The sequence below is a fragment of the Acidovorax sp. LjRoot194 genome (genome assembly GCF_964253015.1).
In the GTDB taxonomy this organism is placed as follows: domain Bacteria; phylum Pseudomonadota; class Gammaproteobacteria; order Burkholderiales; family Burkholderiaceae_C; genus Acidovorax.
Genome location: NZ_CAXUQB020000001.1, coordinates 1,400,308 through 1,421,554 on the forward strand (window position 1 = coordinate 1,400,308; position 21,247 = coordinate 1,421,554).

The 21,247-nt window shown below is 67.2% G+C and carries 20 protein-coding genes; 5 read left to right on the forward strand and 15 right to left on the reverse strand.

Features of this window, described 5'->3' with window-relative positions; all coding sequences use genetic code 11:
• Window positions 1–55: 55 nt before the first annotated feature.
• Both ACSQ3N_RS06450 and ACSQ3N_RS06455 read right to left on the reverse strand, forming a co-directional pair.
• Entirely contained in the window at window positions 56–592 is a 537-nt protein-coding gene (locus tag ACSQ3N_RS06450) for a nucleoside deaminase (protein ID WP_056161505.1), read from the reverse strand.
• Window positions 589–1,614 carry an ABC transporter substrate-binding protein gene (locus ACSQ3N_RS06455; protein ID WP_056162482.1) on the reverse strand — a complete coding sequence of 342 codons (1,026 nt, stop codon included), beginning with the start codon at window positions 1,612–1,614 and terminating at the stop codon, window positions 589–591. The genes ACSQ3N_RS06450 and ACSQ3N_RS06455 overlap by 4 nt, the downstream gene beginning before the upstream one ends.
• A gap of 804 nt (window positions 1,615–2,418) precedes the next feature.
• Between ACSQ3N_RS06455 and ACSQ3N_RS06460 the strand changes: the two genes are divergently transcribed.
• Complete coding sequence (locus ACSQ3N_RS06460; RefSeq protein WP_235503999.1) at window positions 2,419–3,363, forward strand: isopenicillin N synthase family dioxygenase; 945 nt, start codon at window positions 2,419–2,421, stop codon at window positions 3,361–3,363.
• Window positions 3,364–3,536: 173 nt separating this feature from the next.
• Here ACSQ3N_RS06460 and ACSQ3N_RS06465 read toward each other — a convergent pair whose 3' ends face one another.
• From ACSQ3N_RS06465 to ACSQ3N_RS06480, 4 genes are all read right to left on the reverse strand, one after another.
• Window positions 3,537–4,004 (reverse strand): ribosomal protein L7/L12, encoded by a 468-nt coding sequence (locus ACSQ3N_RS06465; RefSeq protein WP_056161507.1) that lies wholly within the window; start codon window positions 4,002–4,004, stop codon window positions 3,537–3,539.
• Window positions 4,005–4,171: 167 nt separating this feature from the next.
• Window positions 4,172–4,441 (reverse strand): hypothetical protein, encoded by a 270-nt coding sequence (locus ACSQ3N_RS06470; RefSeq protein WP_436145886.1) that lies wholly within the window; start codon window positions 4,439–4,441, stop codon window positions 4,172–4,174.
• A gap of 90 nt (window positions 4,442–4,531) precedes the next feature.
• Window positions 4,532–5,590, reverse strand: a complete 1,059-nt coding sequence (locus ACSQ3N_RS06475; protein WP_082516673.1) for a patatin-like phospholipase family protein — start codon at window positions 5,588–5,590, stop codon at window positions 4,532–4,534.
• A 108-nt stretch (window positions 5,591–5,698) separates the two neighbouring features.
• Entirely contained in the window at window positions 5,699–6,757 is a 1,059-nt protein-coding gene (locus ACSQ3N_RS06480) for a patatin-like phospholipase family protein (protein ID WP_056161513.1), read from the reverse strand.
• Window positions 6,758–6,913: 156 nt separating this feature from the next.
• Between ACSQ3N_RS06480 and ACSQ3N_RS06485 the strand changes: the two genes are divergently transcribed.
• Entirely contained in the window at window positions 6,914–7,414 is a 501-nt protein-coding gene (locus ACSQ3N_RS06485) for a hypothetical protein (protein WP_056161514.1), read from the forward strand.
• The gene (locus ACSQ3N_RS06490; RefSeq protein ID WP_056161516.1) at window positions 7,411–8,040 is read left to right on the forward strand and encodes a hypothetical protein; all 630 of its coding nucleotides are present in this window, start codon (window positions 7,411–7,413) and stop codon (window positions 8,038–8,040) included. The genes ACSQ3N_RS06485 and ACSQ3N_RS06490 overlap by 4 nt, the downstream gene beginning before the upstream one ends.
• Before the next feature lie 70 nt (window positions 8,041–8,110).
• Here ACSQ3N_RS06490 and ACSQ3N_RS06495 read toward each other — a convergent pair whose 3' ends face one another.
• The 3 genes from ACSQ3N_RS06495 to ACSQ3N_RS06505 form a co-directional block, all read right to left on the reverse strand.
• Window positions 8,111–8,878 (reverse strand): ABC transporter permease, encoded by a 768-nt coding sequence (locus tag ACSQ3N_RS06495; protein WP_056161518.1) that lies wholly within the window; start codon window positions 8,876–8,878, stop codon window positions 8,111–8,113.
• A gap of 23 nt (window positions 8,879–8,901) precedes the next feature.
• The gene (locus ACSQ3N_RS06500; protein WP_436145887.1) at window positions 8,902–9,726 is read right to left on the reverse strand and encodes an ABC transporter ATP-binding protein; all 825 of its coding nucleotides are present in this window, start codon (window positions 9,724–9,726) and stop codon (window positions 8,902–8,904) included.
• A gap of 116 nt (window positions 9,727–9,842) precedes the next feature.
• A complete protein-coding gene (locus tag ACSQ3N_RS06505) occupies window positions 9,843–10,874 on the reverse strand; it encodes an ABC transporter substrate-binding protein (protein ID WP_436125729.1) in 1,032 nt (343 codons plus the stop codon).
• 335 nt (window positions 10,875–11,209) lie between these two features.
• Here ACSQ3N_RS06505 and ACSQ3N_RS06510 point away from each other — a divergent pair, with 335 nt between their 5' ends.
• Window positions 11,210–12,028 carry an HDOD domain-containing protein gene (locus ACSQ3N_RS06510; RefSeq protein ID WP_436145888.1) on the forward strand — a complete coding sequence of 273 codons (819 nt, stop codon included), beginning with the start codon at window positions 11,210–11,212 and terminating at the stop codon, window positions 12,026–12,028.
• Between the two features lie 322 nt (window positions 12,029–12,350).
• Here the strand turns inward: ACSQ3N_RS06510 and ACSQ3N_RS06515 are convergent, their stop codons facing one another.
• A complete protein-coding gene (locus tag ACSQ3N_RS06515) occupies window positions 12,351–14,657 on the reverse strand; it encodes an NADP-dependent malic enzyme (protein ID WP_056161526.1) in 2,307 nt (768 codons plus the stop codon).
• A gap of 175 nt (window positions 14,658–14,832) precedes the next feature.
• Window positions 14,833–16,320 (reverse strand): nucleobase:cation symporter-2 family protein, encoded by a 1,488-nt coding sequence (locus ACSQ3N_RS06520; protein ID WP_056161528.1) that lies wholly within the window; start codon window positions 16,318–16,320, stop codon window positions 14,833–14,835.
• A gap of 318 nt (window positions 16,321–16,638) precedes the next feature.
• On the opposite strand from ACSQ3N_RS06520, the gene ACSQ3N_RS06525 reads away from it, so the two are divergent.
• Window positions 16,639–17,175: a hypothetical protein gene (locus tag ACSQ3N_RS06525; RefSeq protein ID WP_156371825.1), complete on the forward strand. Its 537-nt coding sequence runs from the start codon at window positions 16,639–16,641 to the stop codon at window positions 17,173–17,175.
• A gap of 25 nt (window positions 17,176–17,200) precedes the next feature.
• On the opposite strand, the gene ACSQ3N_RS06530 is transcribed toward ACSQ3N_RS06525, so the two are convergent.
• The 4 genes from ACSQ3N_RS06530 to ACSQ3N_RS06545 form a co-directional block, all read right to left on the reverse strand.
• Window positions 17,201–17,968, reverse strand: a complete 768-nt coding sequence (locus ACSQ3N_RS06530) for a GntR family transcriptional regulator (RefSeq protein WP_436145889.1) — start codon at window positions 17,966–17,968, stop codon at window positions 17,201–17,203.
• A gap of 51 nt (window positions 17,969–18,019) precedes the next feature.
• Window positions 18,020–18,787, reverse strand: coding sequence for an aspartate/glutamate racemase family protein (locus tag ACSQ3N_RS06535; protein WP_436145890.1), 768 nt, complete (start codon window positions 18,785–18,787; stop codon window positions 18,020–18,022).
• Window positions 18,788–18,807: 20 nt separating this feature from the next.
• Window positions 18,808–20,292, reverse strand: coding sequence for an NCS1 family nucleobase:cation symporter-1 (locus tag ACSQ3N_RS06540; RefSeq protein ID WP_436125724.1), 1,485 nt, complete (start codon window positions 20,290–20,292; stop codon window positions 18,808–18,810).
• 242 nt (window positions 20,293–20,534) lie between these two features.
• The gene (locus ACSQ3N_RS06545; protein WP_436125723.1) at window positions 20,535–21,227 is read right to left on the reverse strand and encodes a GntR family transcriptional regulator; all 693 of its coding nucleotides are present in this window, start codon (window positions 21,225–21,227) and stop codon (window positions 20,535–20,537) included.
• Window positions 21,228–21,247: the final 20 nt, after the last annotated feature.

Sequence of the window (21,247 nt, forward strand, 5' to 3'; positions counted from 1 at the left end):
GCTGCGCGGCACCGCCTGCGGGTTGCAGCACAAATCGCTCAATGGGGCCGGACTTTCAGGATTTCCACGCACCTTGGTGCGATGCGGACGACTCGTCGATCAGTGCCGGCCCTGTGCATTCGATCGGGTGCGGCGAGCTGTAAAAGACATCGCGGCACGACAACTCGGCGTCGCGCTGGTCCAGGCGTTCGCCGCGGAACACGCGCAGCCGCATCGCGTCGATGCCGTACACCACTCGCCCGATGTTGGCCCAGTAGATGGCGCCCGCGCACATCACGCAGGGCTCGGCCGACGAGTACAGCGTGGCGCCCGCCAGGTCGTCGCGGCTGTGCACGGGGCTGGCCAGTCGCACGGCGGAGGTCTCGGCATGTGCGGTGCAGTCGCCGTTTTCGCCGGTGGAGTTCCAGGCCTCGGCCAGCACACGGCCATCGGCCGCCACGATGAGCGCACCAAACGGCCGGTTGCCGCGCGTGCGGGCCTTGTCGGCCAGTGCGATGGCCTGGCGCAGGTACAGACCGTCGCGCGCGTCCAGGATGGCCTCCTGCGACAAGGCGATGGCTGGGGCTTCGGTGGTGAGGGGTGCAGCGCTCATGCCACCACCTTGCGGTCGGCCAGGGCGGGCAGGAAGGCGGGGTTGAACACGCGCTCGGGCGCGGGCTTGCGTGCGAGGTTGAACACGGCCGCCACTTCCTCGATCTGGTGCGCCAGCACGGCGCCCTGCACGCCGCCCAGGCCCACGGCCTGCGATTCGGCCGTCTGCAGGTACTGGCGCGTGATGGCCCAGCGATCGCGTTCCACGTCCATGTTCAGGATGGCTTCGCGCGCCTTGATGGCTGCGAACGCGGCCTCGGGGTTGGCCAGCGTCTCGCGCAGCGCGCGGTTGCTGGCGCGCAGGAACGCCTTGGCCGCCTCGGGTTTTTCCTGCAGCAGCTTGCCGGCCAGGATGGCGTTGCCATACAGGTTCAGGCCTGCCTTGTTGTATTCGAGCACCGACAGGTCCTTGGCTGGCAGGCGCGCGAACAGCGACACGGCCGAGTCATGGAAATAGGTGGCTGCATCCACATCGCCGCGCACCACCACGTTGTCGCGCGCACTGAAGTCTGTGGTCACCCAGTCGAACAGCTCGGGCTGTGTCTTGAGCGCGCGGGCCACCATGGGCCAGCTGCGGCGCGTGGACTCCACGGCGGCGGCCGCCACCTTCTTGCCCTTGAGCGACTGGAAGTCGGTGGTGATGCCCCGGTCCTTGCGGCCGATGATGACGAAGGGCGCGCGGTTGTAGTACTGGTAGATGGCCTGCACCGGCGTGTCGGGGTTCTGCGCGTGGAACTCGGCCAGCGAGCAGATGTCGCCCAGGCCGATGTCGTAGGCGCCGCTGGCCACGCGCGTGATCGAGGCGACCGAGCCCGCGCCCACGTCGATGATTACGTCCAGGCCTTCCTGCTTGTAATAGCCCTTGGCTTGCGCCAGGAAGAAGGGCGAGGTCTGGCTGGTAACGCGAAAGTCCAGCGTGAACTTGAGCGGAGTCACCGAGCCCTGCGCGTGCACGGCAGGAGTGCCCAGGGTGGCGGCGATGGAAGAGGCGAGGGTGGTCGAGAGAAAGCGGCGGCGTTGCATCATGGTGGTGGCCCAGGTTCGGTGGAGTGCCCGGACCGCAGGCGCATGCCGCCGCAGGACCGGATCGAACTGAGCAATTTCCGGGCGCCACCATCGCACAGGGGTGGCAGCGCTGAACGCTTCTACTCAAGGAATGCTGATGCAGGATGCGTGCCCGGTGTGGTGGGCACGCGGCAGCGCGCAGTGCGGCTGCATGCTCTGGGCAGGCTTTGCTCTGGGCAGGCTTTGCTCTGGGCAGGCTTTGCTCTGGACAGGCTTTGCTCTGGGGCAGGCGCTGGAGCGGCCCCATGTGCCGTGGGTGCGAGGCGCACAGCGCGATTCGGGCAACCGGCGCCATGCGGTGGTGCAGCAAGACCGCTCTGCCCTGGTGCGGCCCCGCCCCGGTTTGGTGACGGGCTTTGTTCTGGGCGGGGGCATTGACGGGCTGGCCCTGGGCTTTACCGTTGGCCCGCTGTTTGCTTGCTTCAGCGCCGAGAGTAGAAGCGTTCAGACCAGCAGATCCGCATTGCGTGGGCCGGCTGGCGGGTCATTGCTCTTGAAGCCGGTGGCGGCTTGTGCGCGGTGCGCGTGCCCTTGGAGGGCCTGCGCAGCCTGCGGGCCGTTGCCATTGTTCCCTTCAAGAGCCCATGGCGCCGCGCCGCTTCTTCAGCAGTTTTTGCGACGTGCCGTGTGCCTTGTTTGCCATTGATACAACGAGGAAACCACGCCATGCACAGCAGCAGCACTGCCACCCCTGCGGCACCGTCCGTCTATGAACCCACTGTCGCGCCCGATGTGCTGGGCGAGCTCGAAAAAGAATCGCGCATGGGCGGCGCGATGGACGGCGAGACCTCCACGCGCGAAGTGCGCCGCATCGACATATCGAACTTCGACGCGCGCAAGGAAGAGATCGCCGAGCAGCTGTGGGCCGCATCGGTCGACATCGGCTTCTTCCAGGTCACGAACCACGGCATCCCCATCGAAGACATCCGCGCCGCCTTCGCGCGCGCCGAAGCCTTCTTCGGCCAGCCGCAGGACACCAAGGCCCAGTGGCCCCTGTCGCGCAACGCCGGCTGGGAGCACAAGGCGCAGATCCGTCCCTCCACGCGCACGCCGGACCAGAAGGAGTCCTACCAGGTCACGCGCCCGCGCATGGCGGGCCTGTGGCCCACCGAGGCCGAGCTGCCTGGCTTTGAGGCCGCCACGCTTGCATTCGAGCGCCAATGCTGGGAGGTGGGCATGCGCCTGCTCTCGTGTTTTGCCTACAAGCTGGGCTTCGATGCAGACTTCTTCACCCGCGCCCACCAGCCCGACCTGCCCACCTACCAGAGCACGCTGCGCATGCTGCATTACTTTGCGGTGGACCCGGCGCTCAAGGACGAGCTGGGCCTGTGGCGCGCCGGCGCCCACACCGATTTCGACTGCCTCACCCTGCTGTTCCAGCGCCCCGGCCAGGGCGGCCTGCAGGTGCTGCCCGGCAAGGAGGCCGAGGGCCGCCAGTGGACCAGCGTGGAGCCGGCCGAGGGCGTGATCACCTGCAACATCGGCGACATGCTCATGCGCTGGAGCGACGACCAGTTGCCCAGCAACTTCCACCGCGTGCGCAACCCCCTGCCGCACGAATACCAGGGCGCGCGCTACAGCCTGGCCTTCTTCTGCCAGGCCAACGAAGACGCGGTCATCGAAGGCCCCGCCAAGAAGTACCCGTCCATCACCGGCGCGGAGTACCTCCGCCAGCGGATCAGCGCCAATTTCTCCAACAAGTACTGAAGCACCCCCTGAGTCGCTCCCCTCCCGACTCGCTGCGCGAGTCGGGAGGGGGACGCCCCCAGCGCGGCGGAGCGGCCCTTGCGCGGGAGCAATGGCTTGGGCCGCGCCAGTTTCGAGGCTCGCTGGTGGCGTCCAGCGCAATGGACAACTGGTCGAACAAGAGCCGGTCGGGTTCAGCCCCCGCCGCGCATCCAGAAGTAGGCCATCACCGTGATGACCAGCACCACTGCCACCACGATCCAGTTGCCCGCCCCGCCGGCGGGCTGCTGGCCCGGCGACAGCCCGGGCGCCACGGCACCCAGGCCGATGGACGCGGGCTCGTCCATGGACTGCTCGATCGCGTCGACTCGCTCCTTGGCCTCCTTCAGGCCCAGGCCTTCGTGGTCCCGCAGCAGGCGGATGGCCTCGATCTTGTGGCCCTCGGCCAGGGCCTGGCGCACGGCGTCGGGCACGTGGGCTGGGGATGCGGCCCGCGCGGTGGTGGCAAGCTCTTCGCCGCGCTGGTGCGCATCGATCAGGTCCTTGGCCTCCTTGAGGCCCAGGCCCGTGGCTGCGCGCAGGCGCTTGATGGCTTCGATGGTCTGGCCTTCATCGAGTGCGGCCAGTACATGGGGCGGGAGAGAGGTGCCGGCATGGCGCATGGCAGGTCCTGTTCAGCGGTTGCGACCGGGCTTTCTACCATGCGCAACGCAGCCCCTGGATCGGGGGTAGACACTTTCCGCGCCGATGGGCGCGGCACGCCGGGTTGCTGCGCCAGATCGCACTCGAATTGGTTGCAATGGAAATCAAGCCGGCGGTAGGCCCGGTCTTAGCCGGTGAGCAGGTCGAACCATTCCCGGTACGGCGTGTTCTTCACCATCTTGCGATTGAAGTCCGGCTCACCGTCTGTCCACCACACCGGTCCGCGTTCGCCGAGCGCGTTTTTTGTTTCGTCAACCTGCTCGCGCGCCTGGGCGCGCCGGGCCGCGGAGGGCTTGCCACGCAGGGCGCGTCGGGCATCCATCAGCTGCGTAACGAGTGCTGCCCGCACCTCCTCAGGCAGCGCGGGATTGGCCTTGCGCCACAGCCGGCCCCGCACGACGAAGTACCTGCCGTCTGGCGTTGTGGGGTAGGGGGGATGGTCCGGCGACACAGCCAGTCGACGGGTGGGCCTGCGCGCGAAGCGGGATCAGGACAGGGCCAGGTCCCGCTGCCGTGGCTCGCGCTGCTGCCAGTCCTGGGTGTGGGGCCGCAGATAGCGCTGTGCCACGTCCACCGTGGAGTGTTCGCCCAGCTGCCCGCCGTGCTCCGCGAGCCACGCATCGCAGGCACGCCGGCCGTCCTGGCGCAGCATCTCGAACAGCACGCGCCCCACGGTGCGCTTGATGGACGGCTCGGTGCCCAGCAGCCCGGCGGGCTGGTCGGGCAGGCTCAACACGTGCATGCGGATGTCGGCGTCCGGCACATTGCGGTTGATGACCTCCAGCGCCCGCAGCTCGGACACCAGCCCGCTGACGGACGCCACTTCGTTGATGCGGTTCAGAATGTTCTTGGCGGACAGCGGGGTCTCTGCGCGGTGCAGCGGGGTCAGCTCCACCAGCAGGATGTCGGTGTCCAACTGGTCCTCGTACAGCGGCCACAGCGAGGGGTTGGCCGCGTAGCTGCCGTCCCAGTAAGCCTCCCCGTCGATCACCACCGGCTGGTAAGACAGCGGCGCACAGGCAGACGCCAGCACGGCGTCAATGCTCATGTCCGCCGGACCGAACACCCGGCCAGCGCCGCTTTGCACGTGCAGTGCGTTCACAAAGAGCCTGGGCGCTGCGCTCGCCTCGCGCAGCAGGGCTTCGTCCACCACGGTGTTCAGGATGAAGCGCAGCGGCGCCATGCCCATGGGGTTGGTTTGGCAGGGAGAAAGGATGGGCAGCGCGTCGTCCCACATACCCATGCCCGGCTTGCGCAGCGGCAGCATGAGCAAGGTCATCAGCGACCCTGCCTGCGCCACCTGCTCCCACAGCATGGCCAGATGCTCCCGCGCACCGGCCCTGCCGCCGCGCGCCATGCCGGTGGCCAGCGCCGCACCGTTGAGCGCACCGGCACTGCTGCCGCTGATGGCACCGATGTCGATGTCCTCTTCTTCCAGCAGGCGGTCGAGGACGCCCCAGGTGAAGGCACCCTGTGCGCCACCACCTTGCAGTGCCAGATTCAGCTGCACCCGCCCAGGCGCTGCGCGCCGCATTGCTTTTGCCATGGTGGCCCCTTTGTGAAAAGGCCATCGTATGGGGCTGCTGGCGCAGGCGTGTCAGCCAAGGGCGCAATTACGGGTGTCGTGCAGCACCCACTCCACAGGGTTTGCCGCTTACTTGGCCGCCGGGGCCGGGCACCCCTCACCCATGCCCGCCATCCCCGCCAGCCGCTGCAGGCGCGAGCGGTTGTCCATACACGCCTTGTGTTCCGCTTCCCGCACCTTCTCCTGAGCCAGCTGCGCAGCGCGCGCACGTTCGGCCTGCAATTGGGCAATGCGCTCGCGGATCTGCGGCATGGCCGCCAGGGCGGCCTTTTCGCCTTCCAGGATGGCGCTGGCCCGCTGGCCGAAGTCAGCCGGGCCGATGTCCAGCACCTTGGGGCGGATGACCACGTCGGCGCGGGCCAGTTCGGCTTCGCCCAGCTTCTGGCCCATGATGGCAATCGACTGGCCCAGCGCGCCCAGCATGTTGCCCGGCGTCTGGCCCCGGGCCTTGTTGGAAATGTCCACCGCAATCACGATGTCGGCGCCCAGCTGGCGCGCCGCGTCCACCGGCACGGGGCTCACGATGCCGCCGTCCACGAAGTGGTACTTGCCGATGGTGACGGGCTGGAAGACGCCGGGCACGCTGCTCGATGCGCGCACTGCCTGCCCGGTGTTGCCGCGAGCGAACACGGTGCGCTCGCCGTCTTCGAGCCGGGTGGACACCACTGCGAAGGGCTTGGCCATCTGCTCGAGCGGCTTGCGGCCCACCTGTTCGTTCACATAGTCCTCCAGCTTCTGGCCCAGCACCAGCCCGCCTGAGGACAACTGCAGGTCGCGGATCTTGGCTTCGTCCAGCGCCACGGCCTTTTCCTGCATCTCGAACGCGTTCATGCCGCTGGCGTACAGCGCGCCCACCACGCTGCCCGCGCTGGTACCCGAGACAACGGCGGGCGCAAGGCCGTTGGCCTCGAGCATCTTGATCACGCCGATGTGGGCAAAGCCCTTGGCTGCCCCGCCGCCCAGGGCAATGCCGATCTTGATGGGGCCTCCTGCGGGGGCGCCTGCCGTGGTGGTGGATGTGGCCTGCGCAGTGGCTGCGGGCTGGGTCGGCGCTGTGCCGCCGCATGCGGCAAGACTTGCGCAAACCAGGAGCGCCAACGGGCGCAAGAAGACGTTGTCCAACCGCATATGCAGGATCCTGTTCTCAACGGAGGCGGCGAGTGTAGCGGCAGGGGCACGCCATCTGCCCATCCAATCAATCGGAACAAATTGTCACAGGCCCGTTCATCGCCGTTACCTACACTGCCACGTCCTTTTTCGGGCTGCCCTCATAACCCATCCAACATGGTCAAACCTGTCGTAGCTGTCATCCCCGGCACCATCATCGCCGGTGGTCCACTGAGCCAATCCACCATCCTGGCCGTCAACAAAGCGGCCGAAAAAACGCCTGCGCAATGGCGTCGGTTCGTGGCATACGCCTCCTTGGTCAAGGTCGGCGGCTCGCTGGCCTGGCGTGCCAACAACCCGGGCAATTTGCGTGATTCGCCGCTCAAAATCGGCAACGTCTCCGGCGCCGTGGGCGTCTTTGCGGTGTTTGCCAATATGGACGACGGCCATGCCGCGCAGCGCGCGCTGTATGTCAAGAAGTACGGGACCATGAAGGTGCGCGATGCCATCGCCAAGCTCACCCCGCCGAACGAGAACGACACCGAGCGGTATCTGCGGGAGCTGGAGAAGGCGGGCGTGGACCTGGACAAGGACGTCAACTCGCAGATCGACGTGCTGATGCCGGCTGTGGCAGCGAGTGAAGGCGTCATTGCCGGTATCGAGGTGCCACGCTCATGAAGCGCCTGGCACTTGTCGCATGTCTTGTCGCCGTCCCCGCACTGGCGCACGCGGCAGACCAGGTCGCCGTGGGTTGCCAGCGCGTGAAGCTGGTGCTCGACGAGCGGTTCACCCCGAGCGAACGCGACCGTCTGTGGGCCAGCGGCGAGGAGGCCAGCGGCGCGCCGGCTGTGTTGCAGTTGCGAGGTTGCCAAGGCGAATTGCTCGACAGCCTGACGCTGGAAGCACCCCTGGCCAAGCTGGACCGCACTGCCTTGCGCGGCGTAGGCACCCCCACCGTGCTCGTGACGGTGGACTTGACGGCGCCGGCGGGCAGCTACAGCGGACCGCTGACCAAGCCCGTTCAGGTGAAGGGCAACCGCCTGGCCTACGCGCAGGCCCGTGCTGCGGACGGCACGGTGCAGCCCATCGTGCTGGCCCAGACGGGCAAGGCAGCGTGGAAGAAGGTGCGGGTGGTGGCTGCAGACCAGTTGCTCGCGGTGCGCAGCGAGCCGCGCGATGGGGATTTCACGACCAGCTACCGCCGTTATGTCCATGGCAAGCAGGGCTGGACGGTGCGGGTCCGGTCACAGCCTGGCCTGTGGGAGTCGGACGGCGAGTTCCCTGCGCGCCGCTCGTTCCCCTGAGCGGGCGGGGCGGGCGGTGACCGGCGGGCGGTCACGGCGGGGTGGGGCGCGTTGACCGCGCCCCCGAGGCTCACTCGCCCTGCGACCCCCGGTGTGCCCAGCCCGTGGTGCGCTTTTCGACCCAGCTGAACAGCTCGTACATCACCATCGCCATGGCGCCCACCACCATCAGGCCGGCAAATGCCAGGCCCATCTGCATGGATGAGCCTGCCGAGATCAGCAGGTAGCCGATGCCCTCGTTGGCGGCCGTCATTTCCGATACGGTGGTGCCCACGAAGGCCAGCGTGATGGCGACCTTGAGCGAGCCGTAGAAGTACGGCATGGACCGCGGCAGGCCCACCTTGACCAGCACGTCCCACCGCTTGGCGCCCAGCACGCGCAGCACGTCTTCCAGCTCGGGCTCCAGCGTGGCCAGGCCCGTGGCGATGTTCACCATGATCGGGAAGAAGCTGATGAGAAACGCGGTGAGGATGGCCGGCCCCACGCCGATGCCGAACCACACCACCAGGATGGGCACGAAGGCCGCCTTGGGCAGCGCGTTGAACGCGGTCATCAGCGGGTAGACGGCGGCATACGCCAGGCGCGAGCTGCCGATGAGGAAGCCGAGCAGCACGCCCACCACGATGGCAATGCCGAAGCCCGCCATGGTGACCCAGTAGGTGCGCCAGGCATGGGCGGCGATCACGCCTCCGAACTCGACCAGCTGCGTGCCGATGGCCCAGGGGCTGGGGAAGATGAATTCCGAGACGTTGAAGGCCGAGCAGATGATCTGCCACAGCAGGACGATGGCGACGAGCAGGATCCAGGGGGACCAGCGCTCCGCAGTTTTCTTGTGCATGGTGGTGGGGGCCTTGTGGTTTCTTACTGCTGGAGGGGGGCGCCGGTTTTGCGCATTGCACCGATGTGCCCGCGCAGCTCGTGCACGATGTCGGTGAACTCCTTGGTGTAGGTGATCTCCAGGTCGCGCGGGCGGGGCAGCTCGATGTCGCGCTGCACGACGAAGCGGCCGGGGCTTTTGCTCATCACGTACACGGTGTCGGCCAGGAAGACCGACTCGCGCAGGTCGTGCGTCACCAGGATCACGTTGAATTTCTGCTCGGCCTGCAGGTCGCGCAGGATGCACCAGAGCTCCTCGCGGGTGAAGGCATCGAGCGCGCCGAAGGGCTCGTCCAGCAGCAGCATCTTGGGCTCGTGGATCAGCGCGCGGCAGATGCTGGCGCGCTGCTGCATGCCGCCCGACAGCTGCCACGGAAACTTGTCCTCGTAGCCCCCCAGGCCCACCTTCTGCAGCAGGGCGCGGGCGCGGGCCTCGTACTCCTTGCGCTTGGCCTTGAACTGGCTGCGGTGGGGCTCCACGATCTCGAGCGGCAGCAGCACGTTGTCGACCGTGGTGCGCCAGGGCAGCAGCGACGGCGCCTGGAAGGCCATGCCCGATATCTTGAGCGGCCCGGTCACAGGCTGGCCGTCGATGAGGATCTTGCCTATCGACGGCATCTTCAGGCCCGTGGCCAACTTCATGAAGGTGGACTTGCCGCAGCCCGACGGGCCGACGATGGCGATGAACTCGCCCTGCCGGATCTGCAGGTCGATGGCCTCGACGGCGAAGTGGTTCTGCGCGAGCAGCTCGTCGTTGTACGCGAGCCAGACATCGCGGAAGTCCACGAAGTAGGAGTCAGCAGCCTGCATGTGAAGAATCTGAGTAAAAATGGTCGCTACCGCTTGATAGGTAAGCGCTAGCAGCTATTGTTTTGATAGTAAGCCTGTGCCTGGTCTCCGCGCAGGCTTCCGTGGCGCACCGCGCCTTACTTCTTCGGCAGGATGTTCAGGTCGGCGGTGCTAGGGAGGAAGCTCGCGTTCCACACGTCGTCGGCGTTCACCCGGGTCTTGGTGTTGAACGCATCGGACACTTGCGACGCCATCAGCGACAGGCGGCCGGGCACGGCCTTGCCGAAGCCTTCGGCGCGTGCGTCGGGGCTGTTGATGACGGTGTCGATGGCCAGTTGCAGGCGGCGGGTTTCGAGCGGCACGTTCACGATGCCGTCACGTGCCTTCACGTGCTCGATGGAAGCGGCCGGGTTGGCGATGACTTCCTTGGCGCCCTTTGTGAAGGCGGCCAGGAAGGCCTTGATCGCGGCCGGGTTCTCCTTGATGAGCTTCGGCGACGCGATGATCACGTTGCCGTACAGCTTCACGCCGAAGTCGGCATAGGGGAGCACCACCACGTCGGCGGCCTTGGCGCCGCGGGCTTCCAGGTTCAGCAGCGAGGTGAAGGTGAAGCCGGTGATGGCGTCCACGTCGCCGCGCACCAGCATGGTCTCGCGCAGCGGTGGGTCCATGGCGGTCCACTGCACGCTGCCCACGCCGTTGGCCTTCTGGAAGATCGGGAACGCGCGGCGGCCGGCGTCGAATACCGGAGCGCCCAGCTTCTTGCCCGCCAAGTCGGCCGGCTTGGTGATGCCGCTCTTCTTGAGCGCCATGACCGAGGCGGGCGTGTTGTTGTAGACCATCATCACCGCCACGGGCTTGTTCTGCGCGTCGGGGTTGTTGGCGTGGAACTCCATCACGGCCGCCAGGTCGGCAAAGCCCATGTCGTAGGTGCCCGATGCCACGCGCTGCACGGCGCCGCCCGAGCCGTTGCCCGCGTCCACCATCACATCCAGGCCCGCGGCCTTGAAGTAGCCCTTGGCCACCGGCTGCAGGAACAGGGCTGAAGGTCCCTCGAAGCGCCAGTCGAGCTGGAACTTGATCGGCGTGGTGGCCTGTGCGTGGGCGGTGGAGAAGGTACTGGCCGTGGCCAGCAGCAGGGCGGCTTGCAGGAGGGTGCGTTTGTTCATGGAAAAGGTTCCTGTCAGAAGTCGTCGAAGGGAAGGCATGCCGGACATGCGCCGCGTGCGGGGCCGAGGGCTCGCAGCATGCCATGCTGTTTCAGTCAGCAAAAACGATGCCCGGTTTCACCGGAGCGGGGAGGGGGTGCGGGCTATTGTTCGCCAGTTTGGTGCATGCGGCTCTAGATGCTTTCCCGAAATGGTGCATGGCCGGTGGTTGCACCGCGTCGGGGCACGGCACCGTGTGCGGCACGGCACATTGGGGCAAACGCGCAGGCAGCCTGTGCGCGCCGGTGGTACAACAAAAGTCCTCATCACCAGCACAGTCCTTGGGAGGGCTTTTCATGGCGGACATCCAGGCATTCTTCGAAAACGTGCAACTACCCACCATCCCCGATGTGGCGCGCGAGCTCATCGCCACCATGAAGGACGATGACATCCCCTTTGAAAAAGTGCGCAGCGCCATCTCCAAGGACCCGGCGCTCACCGCCAAGCTGATCCGCCTGGCCAACAGTGCCCGCTTCGGCCTGCCGCGCCAGGTGGCCTCGCTGGACGACGCCATCACCATGGTCGGCCTGAACCAGGTGCGCACGCTGGCGCTGGCTTCGTGCATGTCTGGGGTGTTCAAGGACGCGCCGGGCGTGGACGCCGAGGCCTTCTGGAAGGAGAGCATGGCGATTGCGGGCTATTCGCAGTGGCTGGCGCGCACGCTGGGCTCCAACGTGCAGGAGTCGTGGCTGGCGGGCTTTCTGGTGCGGCTGGGCGAACTGATCATTGCGCAGAAGGCACCCGAGCAGATCCCGGCCATCGAGCAACTGCCCCACCATGCCGGCGGCCGCTGGGAGCGCGAGCGCACGCTGCTCGGGTTTACCGAGGCGCAGGTCACGGCCGAGCTGGCCCGGCGCTGGCGCTTTCCGGACACCATCGTGCAGGCGCTGGAGACGGCCGAGGACCCCGTCGCCACCACCCCGTTCTGCCGGCTGGGCGGCATCCTGCACGTGGCCACGCTGCTGGCCGAGATCGGGCTGGAAGAGCCCATGTCGCCGGCCGACACCATCGCCAGCCTGCCTGCCGAGATCAAGCAGGCGCTGCAGCTGGATTCGGCCTGGCTGGCAGAGCACCTGCCACCGGTGGCGGACTATGTGGATGTGTCTGTGCGCTAGAGGCTGAGAGCACCCCCTGAGTCGCTTCGCGCCTCGGTGCCACCGCCAGAGGCGGTGGCTCTTCGGGCACGTCCAAGCTTGCGCAGGCAGGCTTGGAGCCGCGGCCCTCAGCCCCTCTCTCGACTCGCTGCGCGCGTCGGGAGGGGGATGCCCCCGGTGCACGCAAGCGAAGCGCCGCCTCCGCGCCTAGGCGGCCCTTGCACGGGGGGCCTGGCTGGGGCCGCGCCAGTTTCGTGCGATGTGGGTGGCGCGCAGTGCTATGAATGACTGAAACGACAAAGGGGGCCGAAGCCCCCCTTTGTCGTTGGTGCGCTGCTGGCAGTCAGCTCTTGCGCGATGCCGCGCTGGCCACCGCCAGGGCCGTCATGTTGAACACCCGGCGCACCGTGGCCGCGGGGGTCAGGATGTAGGCGGTGGCGGCGCCGCCCATCAGGATGGGGCCCACCGTCACGCCGCCGCTGGTCGTGGTCTTGAGCACGTTGTACAGGATGTTGGCGGCATCCAGGTTGGGGCAGATCAGCAGGTTGGCCGAGTCGCTGAGCGTGGATTCCGCCATGTACACATTGCGGATGTTCGGGTCCAGCGCGGCGTCGCCGTGCAGTTCGCCGTCGCACTCGATCTCGGGGTGGGCCGCCACGAACAGGTCGCGGGCTTCGCGCATCTTGCGGGCCGAGGGGCGCTTGGACGAGCCGTAGCTCGAATGCGAGAGGAACGCCACCTTGGCGGGCAGGCCGAAGTGCTGCACCTCCTGCACCGACATCCAGGCGATGTCCGCCAGCTGCTGGGCCGTGGGGTTCTCGTTCACATAGGTATCGGCGATGAACAGCGTGCCGCGGTCGGTCATCAGCGCGTTCAGCGCCGCGTAGTCGTTCACGCCTGCCTGGCGGCCCAGGATGCTGTGGATGCGCTCCAGGTGCGTCTCGTAAGTGCCCACCAGGCCGCAGATCATCGCGTCGGCATCGCCCAGCGACACCATCAGCGAGGCGATGATGGTGTTGGAGCGGCGCACCGCAGCCTTGGCCACCTCGGGCGTCGCGCCGTTGCGCTGGTTGAGCTGGTGGTAGTGCTCCCAGTACTGGCGAAAGCGCGGGTCATCCTCGGGGTTGCAGACCTCGACGTCCTTGCCCAGCCGCATGCGCAGGCCGGCTTTCTCGATGCGCGCCGCAATGACGGCAGGGCGGCCGATGAGGATGGGGTGGGCGATCTTGTCGTCGATGGCCATTTGCGCGGCGCGCAGTGCGCGCTCGTCTTCACCGTCGGCGTAGGCCACGCGCTTTTGGCCCTCAGGCAGGGCCTTGGCCGCCGTGATCACGGGGCGCATCAGCATGCCGGTTTGATACACGAAGCGCGACAGGGCTTCCTTGTACGCTTCCATGTCTTCGATGGGGCGTGTGGCCACGCCGGACTCTGCAGCGGCCTTGGCCACGGCCGGCGCGATCTTCAAAATCAGGCGCGAGTCGAACGGCGTGGGGATCAGGTAGTCGGGGCCGAAGGTGAGTTCCTTGCCCGCATAGGCGCTGGCCACTTCCTCGCTGATGTCGGCCTTGGCCAGGTCGGCGATCTGGCGCACGCAGGCGAGCTTCATCGCCTCGGTGATCTTGGTCGCGCCGCAGTCCAGCGCGCCGCGGAAGATGTACGGGAAGCACAGGACGTTGTTGACCTGGTTCGGGTAGTCCGAGCGGCCCGTGGCGATGATGCAGTCCGGGCGGATGGCCTTGGCCAGTTCGGGGCGGATCTCCGGCTCGGGGTTGGCCAGCGCCAGGATGATGGGCTTGGGAGCCATGGTCTTGACCATCTCGGCCGTGAGCACGCCGGGTGCCGAGCAGCCCAGGAACACGTCGGCGCCGTCGACCACGTCGGCCAGCGTGCGGGCCTCGGTCTTTTGCGCATAGCGCTGCTTGGAGGCGTCGAGCCCGCCGGGGCGGCCATCCCAGATCACGCCCTTGGAGTCCACCATGAAGATGTGCTCGCGCTTGACGCCCAGGCCCACCATCACGTCCACGCAGGCAATGGCTGCGGCGCCAGCGCCGGACACGGCGATTTTGACCGCGCCGATCTCCTTGCCCACCAGCTCCAGGCCGTTGAGCAGCGCAGCGCTGGAGATGATGGCCGTGCCGTGCTGGTCGTCATGGAACACCGGGATGTTCATGCGCGCACTGAGCTGCTGCTCGATGTAGAAGCACTCGGGCGCCTTGATGTCTTCCAGGTTGATGCCGCCCAGCGTGGGCTCCATCGCCGCGATGATCTCGACCAGCTTGTCCGGGTCGCGCTCGGCCAGCTCGATGTCGAACACGTCCACGCCGGCGAACTTCTTGAACAGGCAGCCCTTGCCTTCCATCACCGGCTTGCCGGCCAGCGGGCCGATGTCGCCCAGGCCCAGCACGGCCGTGCCGTTGGTGATCACACCCACCAGGTTCCCGCGCGAGGTGTAGTCGAACGCCTTGGACGGGTCGGCCTGGATATCCAGACACGGGTAGGCCACGCCGGGCGAATACGCCAGCGACAGGTCGCGCTGGTTGGACAGGGGCTTGGTGGGGGTCACCGCAATCTTGCCCCGGGTGGGGTTGCGGTGGTATTCACGCGCGGCGTCGCGCAGCGCCTCTTCGGCGGCGGAAAGTTTCTGGGTCATACGGAAATCCTGGAAGTCTTCGGCGGAATGCAAAACAAGGGTACCCGATGGCACGGGTGGCTGGCATGGCGGTTTATGCGTATGCAGCATGAAGCCAAAACCCCCTGGCAGCCCGGCTGCAAGGGGGTCATCACGGTGCGGGCGGCAGCGCTTTCTGGCAGCGGGCGGCGGGACGCTAGTGGGCGTCGGCCTGGCGTGCGGCGTTCACAGCGGCGGAGGTGTCGCGGCTGGCGCCATTGAAGAAAACGTTCAGGGCCACGGCCGTGATCGAGGCCAGCAGGATACCGGATTCGATCAGCGGGTGGATCGCATGCGGCATCCACTGGCGAAAGCTCGGCGCGATCAGCGGGATCATGCCCACGCCGATGGACACGGCCACGATCATCGCGTTGAAACGGTTGTGCTTGAAGTCCACCCCGCCCAGAATGCGGATGCCCGTGGCCGCCACCATGCCGAACATCACCAGGCCCGCGCCGCCCAGCACCATGGTGGGCAGCGATTCGACCAGCGCCGCCATCTTGGGCAGCACGCCCAGCACGATCAGGATCACGCCGCCCGCCACGCAGACGAAGCGGCTCTTGACGCCGGTCACGGCCACCAGGCCCACGTTCTGCGAGAAGCTGGTGTACGGAAAGGTGTTGAAGATGCCGCCCAGCAGCGTGCCCAGGCCGTCGGTGCGCAGGCCGCGCGTGAGGTCGGCCTGCTCGATCTTGCGGTCCGTCATCTCGCCCAGCGCGAGGAACATGCCGGTCGACTCGATCATCACCACGATCATCACGAGCGTCATGGTCAGGATCAATATGGGGTCGAACACCGGCCCCGCGATCTCGAACGGCAGCACGAAGTCGAACCACTGCGCCTTGGCCACCTTCTCGAACGACATCAGGCCCATGGCCACCGCGATCACGGCGCCGATCACGATGCCCAGCAGCACCGAGATGTTGGCGATGAAGCCGCGTGCGAACTTGGCGATGAGCAAAATGGACACCAGCACCACCGCCGAGATGCCCACGCCCGTGAGGTCCGCGTAGCGGGGGTTGGGCACCGTGGGCACCACGGCAAAGCCCTTGGGCACGGGCGGCAGCGACGAGCCCGGCGCACCGGCGGCCGACTGCATCTCGGTCAGCCACTTGAGGTGCTCGGGGTTCACCACGCTGGGCGCGGTGGGTCCCACGGGGTTGCCGAAGATCCAGTTGATGCCCACGCGCATCAGGCTGATGCCGATGACCGCGATGATGGTGCCGGTGACCACCGGCGGAAAGAACCGCAGCATGCGGCTGACCAGTGGCGCGATCAGGATGGACACCACCCCCGCGCCGATCACCGAGCCGAAGATCAGCCCTGCGCCCGCCGTGCCGCTGGTGCTCTGCGCCATCGACACCATCGGCGCCACCGAGGCGAAGGTCACGCCCATCATCACCGGCAGGCGGATGCCGAACCATTGCGTGGCGCCCAGCGCCTGGATCAGCGTGACCAGCCCGCACACGAAGAGGTCGGCCGAGATCAGCTTGGCCACCTGGTCGGGCGTGAGGTTGAGCGCGCGCCCGACGATGAGCGGCACGGCCACCGCGCCGGCATACATCACCAGCACATGCTGCAACCCCAGCGCGGTCAGGCGCCCCAGGGGCAGGTGTTCGTCCACGGGGTGCACAGACGGTTGCATGGGAAATCTCCTTGAGGTGGGGCGCGGTGTGGGGATCTGCGTGCATGTGCGTGGCACCCATCTTTGGTGCACAACGATCCATACAAAAAGTGTATACACATTGCCGGATCCGTTGGCTACGGTAAACCCTAGGTGCGGGCGCCCGACCGGGGCCGGTGCGCAGGCAAAAGGCCGCGGCGAGGCAGGGGTTTCGGGTGGTGGAGGCAGGCGCTTTTTTACAATCGCAGCTCGCCGCTGCGCCGTGACTGCGCCACCGCTGTGGCGTCGCACCTGCTGCGCAGCCGCCGCAGCGACTGCTCCTCCCCACACGCCCGCTCCATGAACCTGCCCCCGCTCCGAACCTCCCTTGCCGCTGATGCCGCTGATGCCCGTCCACCCGCGGGCGCGCTGGCCCGCTGGCGCCTGGCGCTGGCCGTGGGCATGGTGGTGGTGGGTGCGGCCTGCATGGACGGCTATCCCCAGCAAGACGCCCCCGCGCTCGACCCGTTCACGATGACGCAGGGCCAGCGGCTGGCGCACATGAACGTGTTGGGTGGTGAAGCGCACGCCGAGCGCCGCTGGAGCTACGAGCTGTTGCCCGGCTGCGTGCTGCGCATCGACGTGGACGGCAAGGCCGGGCCGCGCCCCTCCTTCGATATCCCGCTGCTGGGGGCTGCCGTCACGCTGGCCAACGACCGGGCGGATGCCACCTTCGACGTGAACGTGGCCACGGCGCTCGCGCACAGGCAGGAAGCCGCCGTGTCGGTGCTGGAAGCGCAGAACTGGGTGCACGCCAGCGGCATGCAGCTGCTGCTGCGTGTGCTGCAAAAAGGCTGCGTGGATGCGCAGAATGCGCACCACGCGGCGCGGTCCTGACGGGGTTCTCCGGGCCTGAAAAGGCTCAGGCCAGCAAGGCCTTGACCAAATCCGTCTGGCGGTCGGGCCGCCCGGTGTCGAGCTCCAGGTTGGCTTCAATGCGCCGCAGGTGCTCCATCATGCTGGCCACGGCGGCCTCGGCATCGCCGGCGCGGCACAGCTGCAGGAAGTCTGCGTGTTCTTCCGACGAGCAGTGCGGGTCGTTGGACGAGTGGTACAGCATGGCTATCAAGGAACTGCGGGCCACCAGCTCGCGCACCAGCTCGGCCAGCGTGCGGTTGCCCGTGGCTTCGGCCAGCACCACGTGGAAGTCGCCCAGCAGCTTCTCGCGCACGCGGCCGGTGGTGGTGCTGCCCCGCAGCGCCGCGCGTTCGAAGCGGATGTGCTGCTCCAGCAACTGGTAGTCGGCGTCGCCCGCCGTGGCCACGAACAGGCGCACGACCTCGCTCTCCAGCACACGCCGCACGGCGAACACTTCGCGCGCGTCCTGCACGCTCGGGCGGCTCACGAAGGCGCCCTTGTCGGGGATGATCTCGATCAACTTGTCCTTGGACAGCATCACCAGCGCCGCGCGGATCTTGGTGCGGCTCACGGAGTAGACGCGGCCCAGCGCTTCCTCGCGCAGCCAGGTGCCGGGCGGCAGGCGCTTCTCGACGATGGCGGTGGCCAGGTCTTGTGCAATGCTTTCGGTGGATGCCAGTCGATCGTCCGCCGGGGCCAGCATGCCCTCCACGGGCTCAGGCGCGGTGTCCGGAGGGGCGGCAGTACGGGTGCTGGATCGGGCGCGGGGCATGCCCGATTGTGGCCTGGATGGGCGGTGCGGCCCATCCTCGCAGACCCCCATTCAAGCCGCGCGCGGCAGGCGCACCGCCGTGGCAGGCTGCAGCGCAAAACCCGCCAGCGCGCCCGCCATGGCCTTCGGCAGGGGCCGCGCCAGCTCGCCGTGCTTGCTGGTGGACAGGCCCAGCAGCACCAGCGATTCGACCATGGACGTGGCGGCTGCCACGCCGTCGATCACCGGCACGCCGAGCGCTTGCGAAATGTGCTCGCACAGGTCAGCCATGCCCGCGCAGCCCAGCACCAGCGTGTCGCAGCCGTCTTCGGCCAGCGCGCGGCGGCATTCGTCGGTGATGCGCTCGCGCGCGTTCGAGCCGGGCACTTCAAGCTCCAGCACCGGCAGCTCGCAGGCCCGCACGTTGGCGCAAAAGCGCTGCATGCCGTAGATCTCGGCCAGGTGCCATGCCTGGCCCATGGTGCGGGAGAGTGTGGTCACCACCGAGAACTTCGAGCCCACCATGCTGGCCATGTGCATGGCCGCCTCGGCGATGCCCACCACCGGGCCGCGCGCCAGCTCGCGTGCGGGTTTGAGGCCCGGGTCGCCGAAGCAGGCGATCACATAGCCGTCCATTCCGTCGCGCTCGCCGGCCGCGATCTCTTGCAGCAGGCCGGGCACGGCCAGTGCCTCGTCGTAGTGGCTCTCGATGGAGGCCGGGCCCATGGCAGGGCTCACCGCCAGCACCTCGGTGCCGGGCCGCGCCACGGCGCGTGCGCAGGCACCGATCTTCTCGGTCATGCTCCAGGTGGTGTTGGGGTTGATGATCTTGATGCGCACGGATTCGCTCTTTCTTTTTTTTAGTTCTTGCGGTTCAACGCCAGGTAGATGACGAAGCCCAGGCCCATGCCGATGAACCAGGCGTAGTTGGCGGCCGGCCGCAGCACGGGCACGAACACGCACAGGATGGGCACCAGGGCCGCGGGGATCAGCGTCCAGATGGCGCGCGGGTTGTAGCCCTTGCTGTACCAGTAGGCGCCGCGGCTGTTCATGGTGTAGAGGTCGTCCACCAGCACCTGTTGGCGGCGCACGTAGTAGTAGTCGGCGATCAGGATGCCGAACAGCGGGCCGATGAAGGAGCCCAGCACGTCCAGGGTGTAGTGGATCACCTCGGGGTTGTTGTACAGGTTCCAGGGGGTGATGAAGATCGAGCACACGGCGGCGATCATGCCGCCCGTGCGCCAGCTGATGTGCTGCGGCGCCACGTTGGAGAAGTCGAACGCGGGCGACACGAAGTTGGCCACGATGTTGATGCCCACGGTGGCGATCATGAAGGTCAGCGCGCCCAGCACCACCGCGGTAGTGCTGTCGATCTTGCCCACGGTGTGCACCGGGTCGGTGATCAGCTCGCCGAACACCGGCAGCGTGGCCGCCGTGGTCACCACCGTGAGCAGCGAGAAGAACACGAAGTTGACCGGCAGGCCCCAGAAGTTGCCTTTCTTCACCGCGTCAAAACTCTTGCCGTAGCGCGAGAAGTCGCCGAAGTTCAGCATCGGTCCGCTGAAGTAGCTCACCACCAGCGCAATGGCCGACAGCATCACGGGCACCGCGTCCCAACCCTGGAACTTGATGCCGCCCAGGTTCAGGTCGATGTTCTTCCAGCCCGCCTTCCACACCAGCCAGCCGCACAGCACCGCCATCACCACGTACACCGCGGGGCCCGCCCAGTCGATGAACTTGCGGATCGCCTCCATGCCGTGCCAGAACACCAGCGCCTGCAGCACCCACATCACCATGAAGGCCAGCCAGCCCAGGCTGGACAGGCCTGCAAAGCCGTGCTGCGTGACGTCCGCATACGGCGCAAGGCCCGGAAAGAAATGCAGCGTCAGCAGCAAAAACGCGCCGGACGCCAGGTAGGTCTGGATGCCGTACCACGCCACTGCGATCAGCCCGCGGATGATGGCCGGGATGTTGGCGCCCAGCACCCCGAAGGACGCACGGCAGATCACGGGGTAGGGCGTGCCGGTGACCTGGCTGGGCTTGGCCACCAGGTTGCAGAAGAACTGCACGATGACGATGCCCACCAGCAGCGCCACCAGCACCTGCCAGCTCGACAGGCCCAGTGCGAACAGGCTGCCCGCCGTGATGTAGCCGCCCACGCTGTGCACGTCGGACATCCAGAACGCGAAGATGTTGTACTGGCCCCAGGTCTGGCGTTTGAGCGGCGCCAGGTCCTCGTTGGTCAGGCGCGGGTCGTAGCCCGGCTTGATCAGGGCGTTGCCATGGTGCGGGCCGGCGGGCTCGGTGCCCGCCGTCAAGGGTGTGCTGCTGACGGCTGTGTTCACGGGTGTCTCCTCGTGTGGAAAAGGACGGGTTCCGGGCATCTGCGGCCTGGATTATTTTGTACCCTATATTTGTATACAAAAAATGGGTGCAATAAAACGCCGTTGGAGCACGAATTGACAGGGGTTTACCCGCATGCGCACGAACGCGTGCAATAAACAAAAACCGCCCGAGCCGTGGAGGCCGGGGCGGTTGCTGGGTGGGAATGGAATGGGAGGGAGAAGGAGACGCAGAGAGAGGCAGGTCAGCCGTCGGTGCTGGCCCGCGCACCGGGCAGCGGCGTGAGCGAGTCGCGCAGCCGGTCGCGCACCATGGGCTGGTCGTGGTTCAGCGCATCTTCCACATGGCCGATGTGGGCCAGCAGGCGTTCGCGCGCCAGTGCGGTGTCGCCGGCTTCCAGCGCCTCGACGATGGCTTCGTGCTCGGCGCACGACTGGCTGGCCTCGTGCCGGGATTGATAGAGCGACGCTGCCAGCGTGGTGCGTGCCGTCAGGTCGCGCAGGATGTCGCTCAGGCTGCGGTGGCCCATGCTCTCGGCCAGGCACACATGGAAGTCCGCCAGCAGGAAGGCGCGCGTGGCCGCGTCCGCACCGTCAATGGCCTGCTGCTCTTCGGCGATGTGCGCGCGCAGCCGCGGCGTGACCGACTGCAGGGGCCGCCCGGCGTCGGCCAGGATGCCCGATTCGATGATGCGCCGGGCCGAGAACGCATCGCGCGCATCGTCCACCGACGGCTCCACCACATACCAGCCGCGGCGCGGGCGCACCTCGACGAAGCCGCGCGCCTGCAGTTGCATCAGCGCTTCGCGCACCAGGGTGCGGCTCACGCCGAACAGATCGGCCAGCTCCTGTTCGCCCAGACGCTCGCCGGGGGACAGCTTCTGGGCCAGTATGGACTCGACCACCTGCTGTGCGATCTGGTTCGGGCTGATGCTCATGGATAGTGGTGGTGGTGATA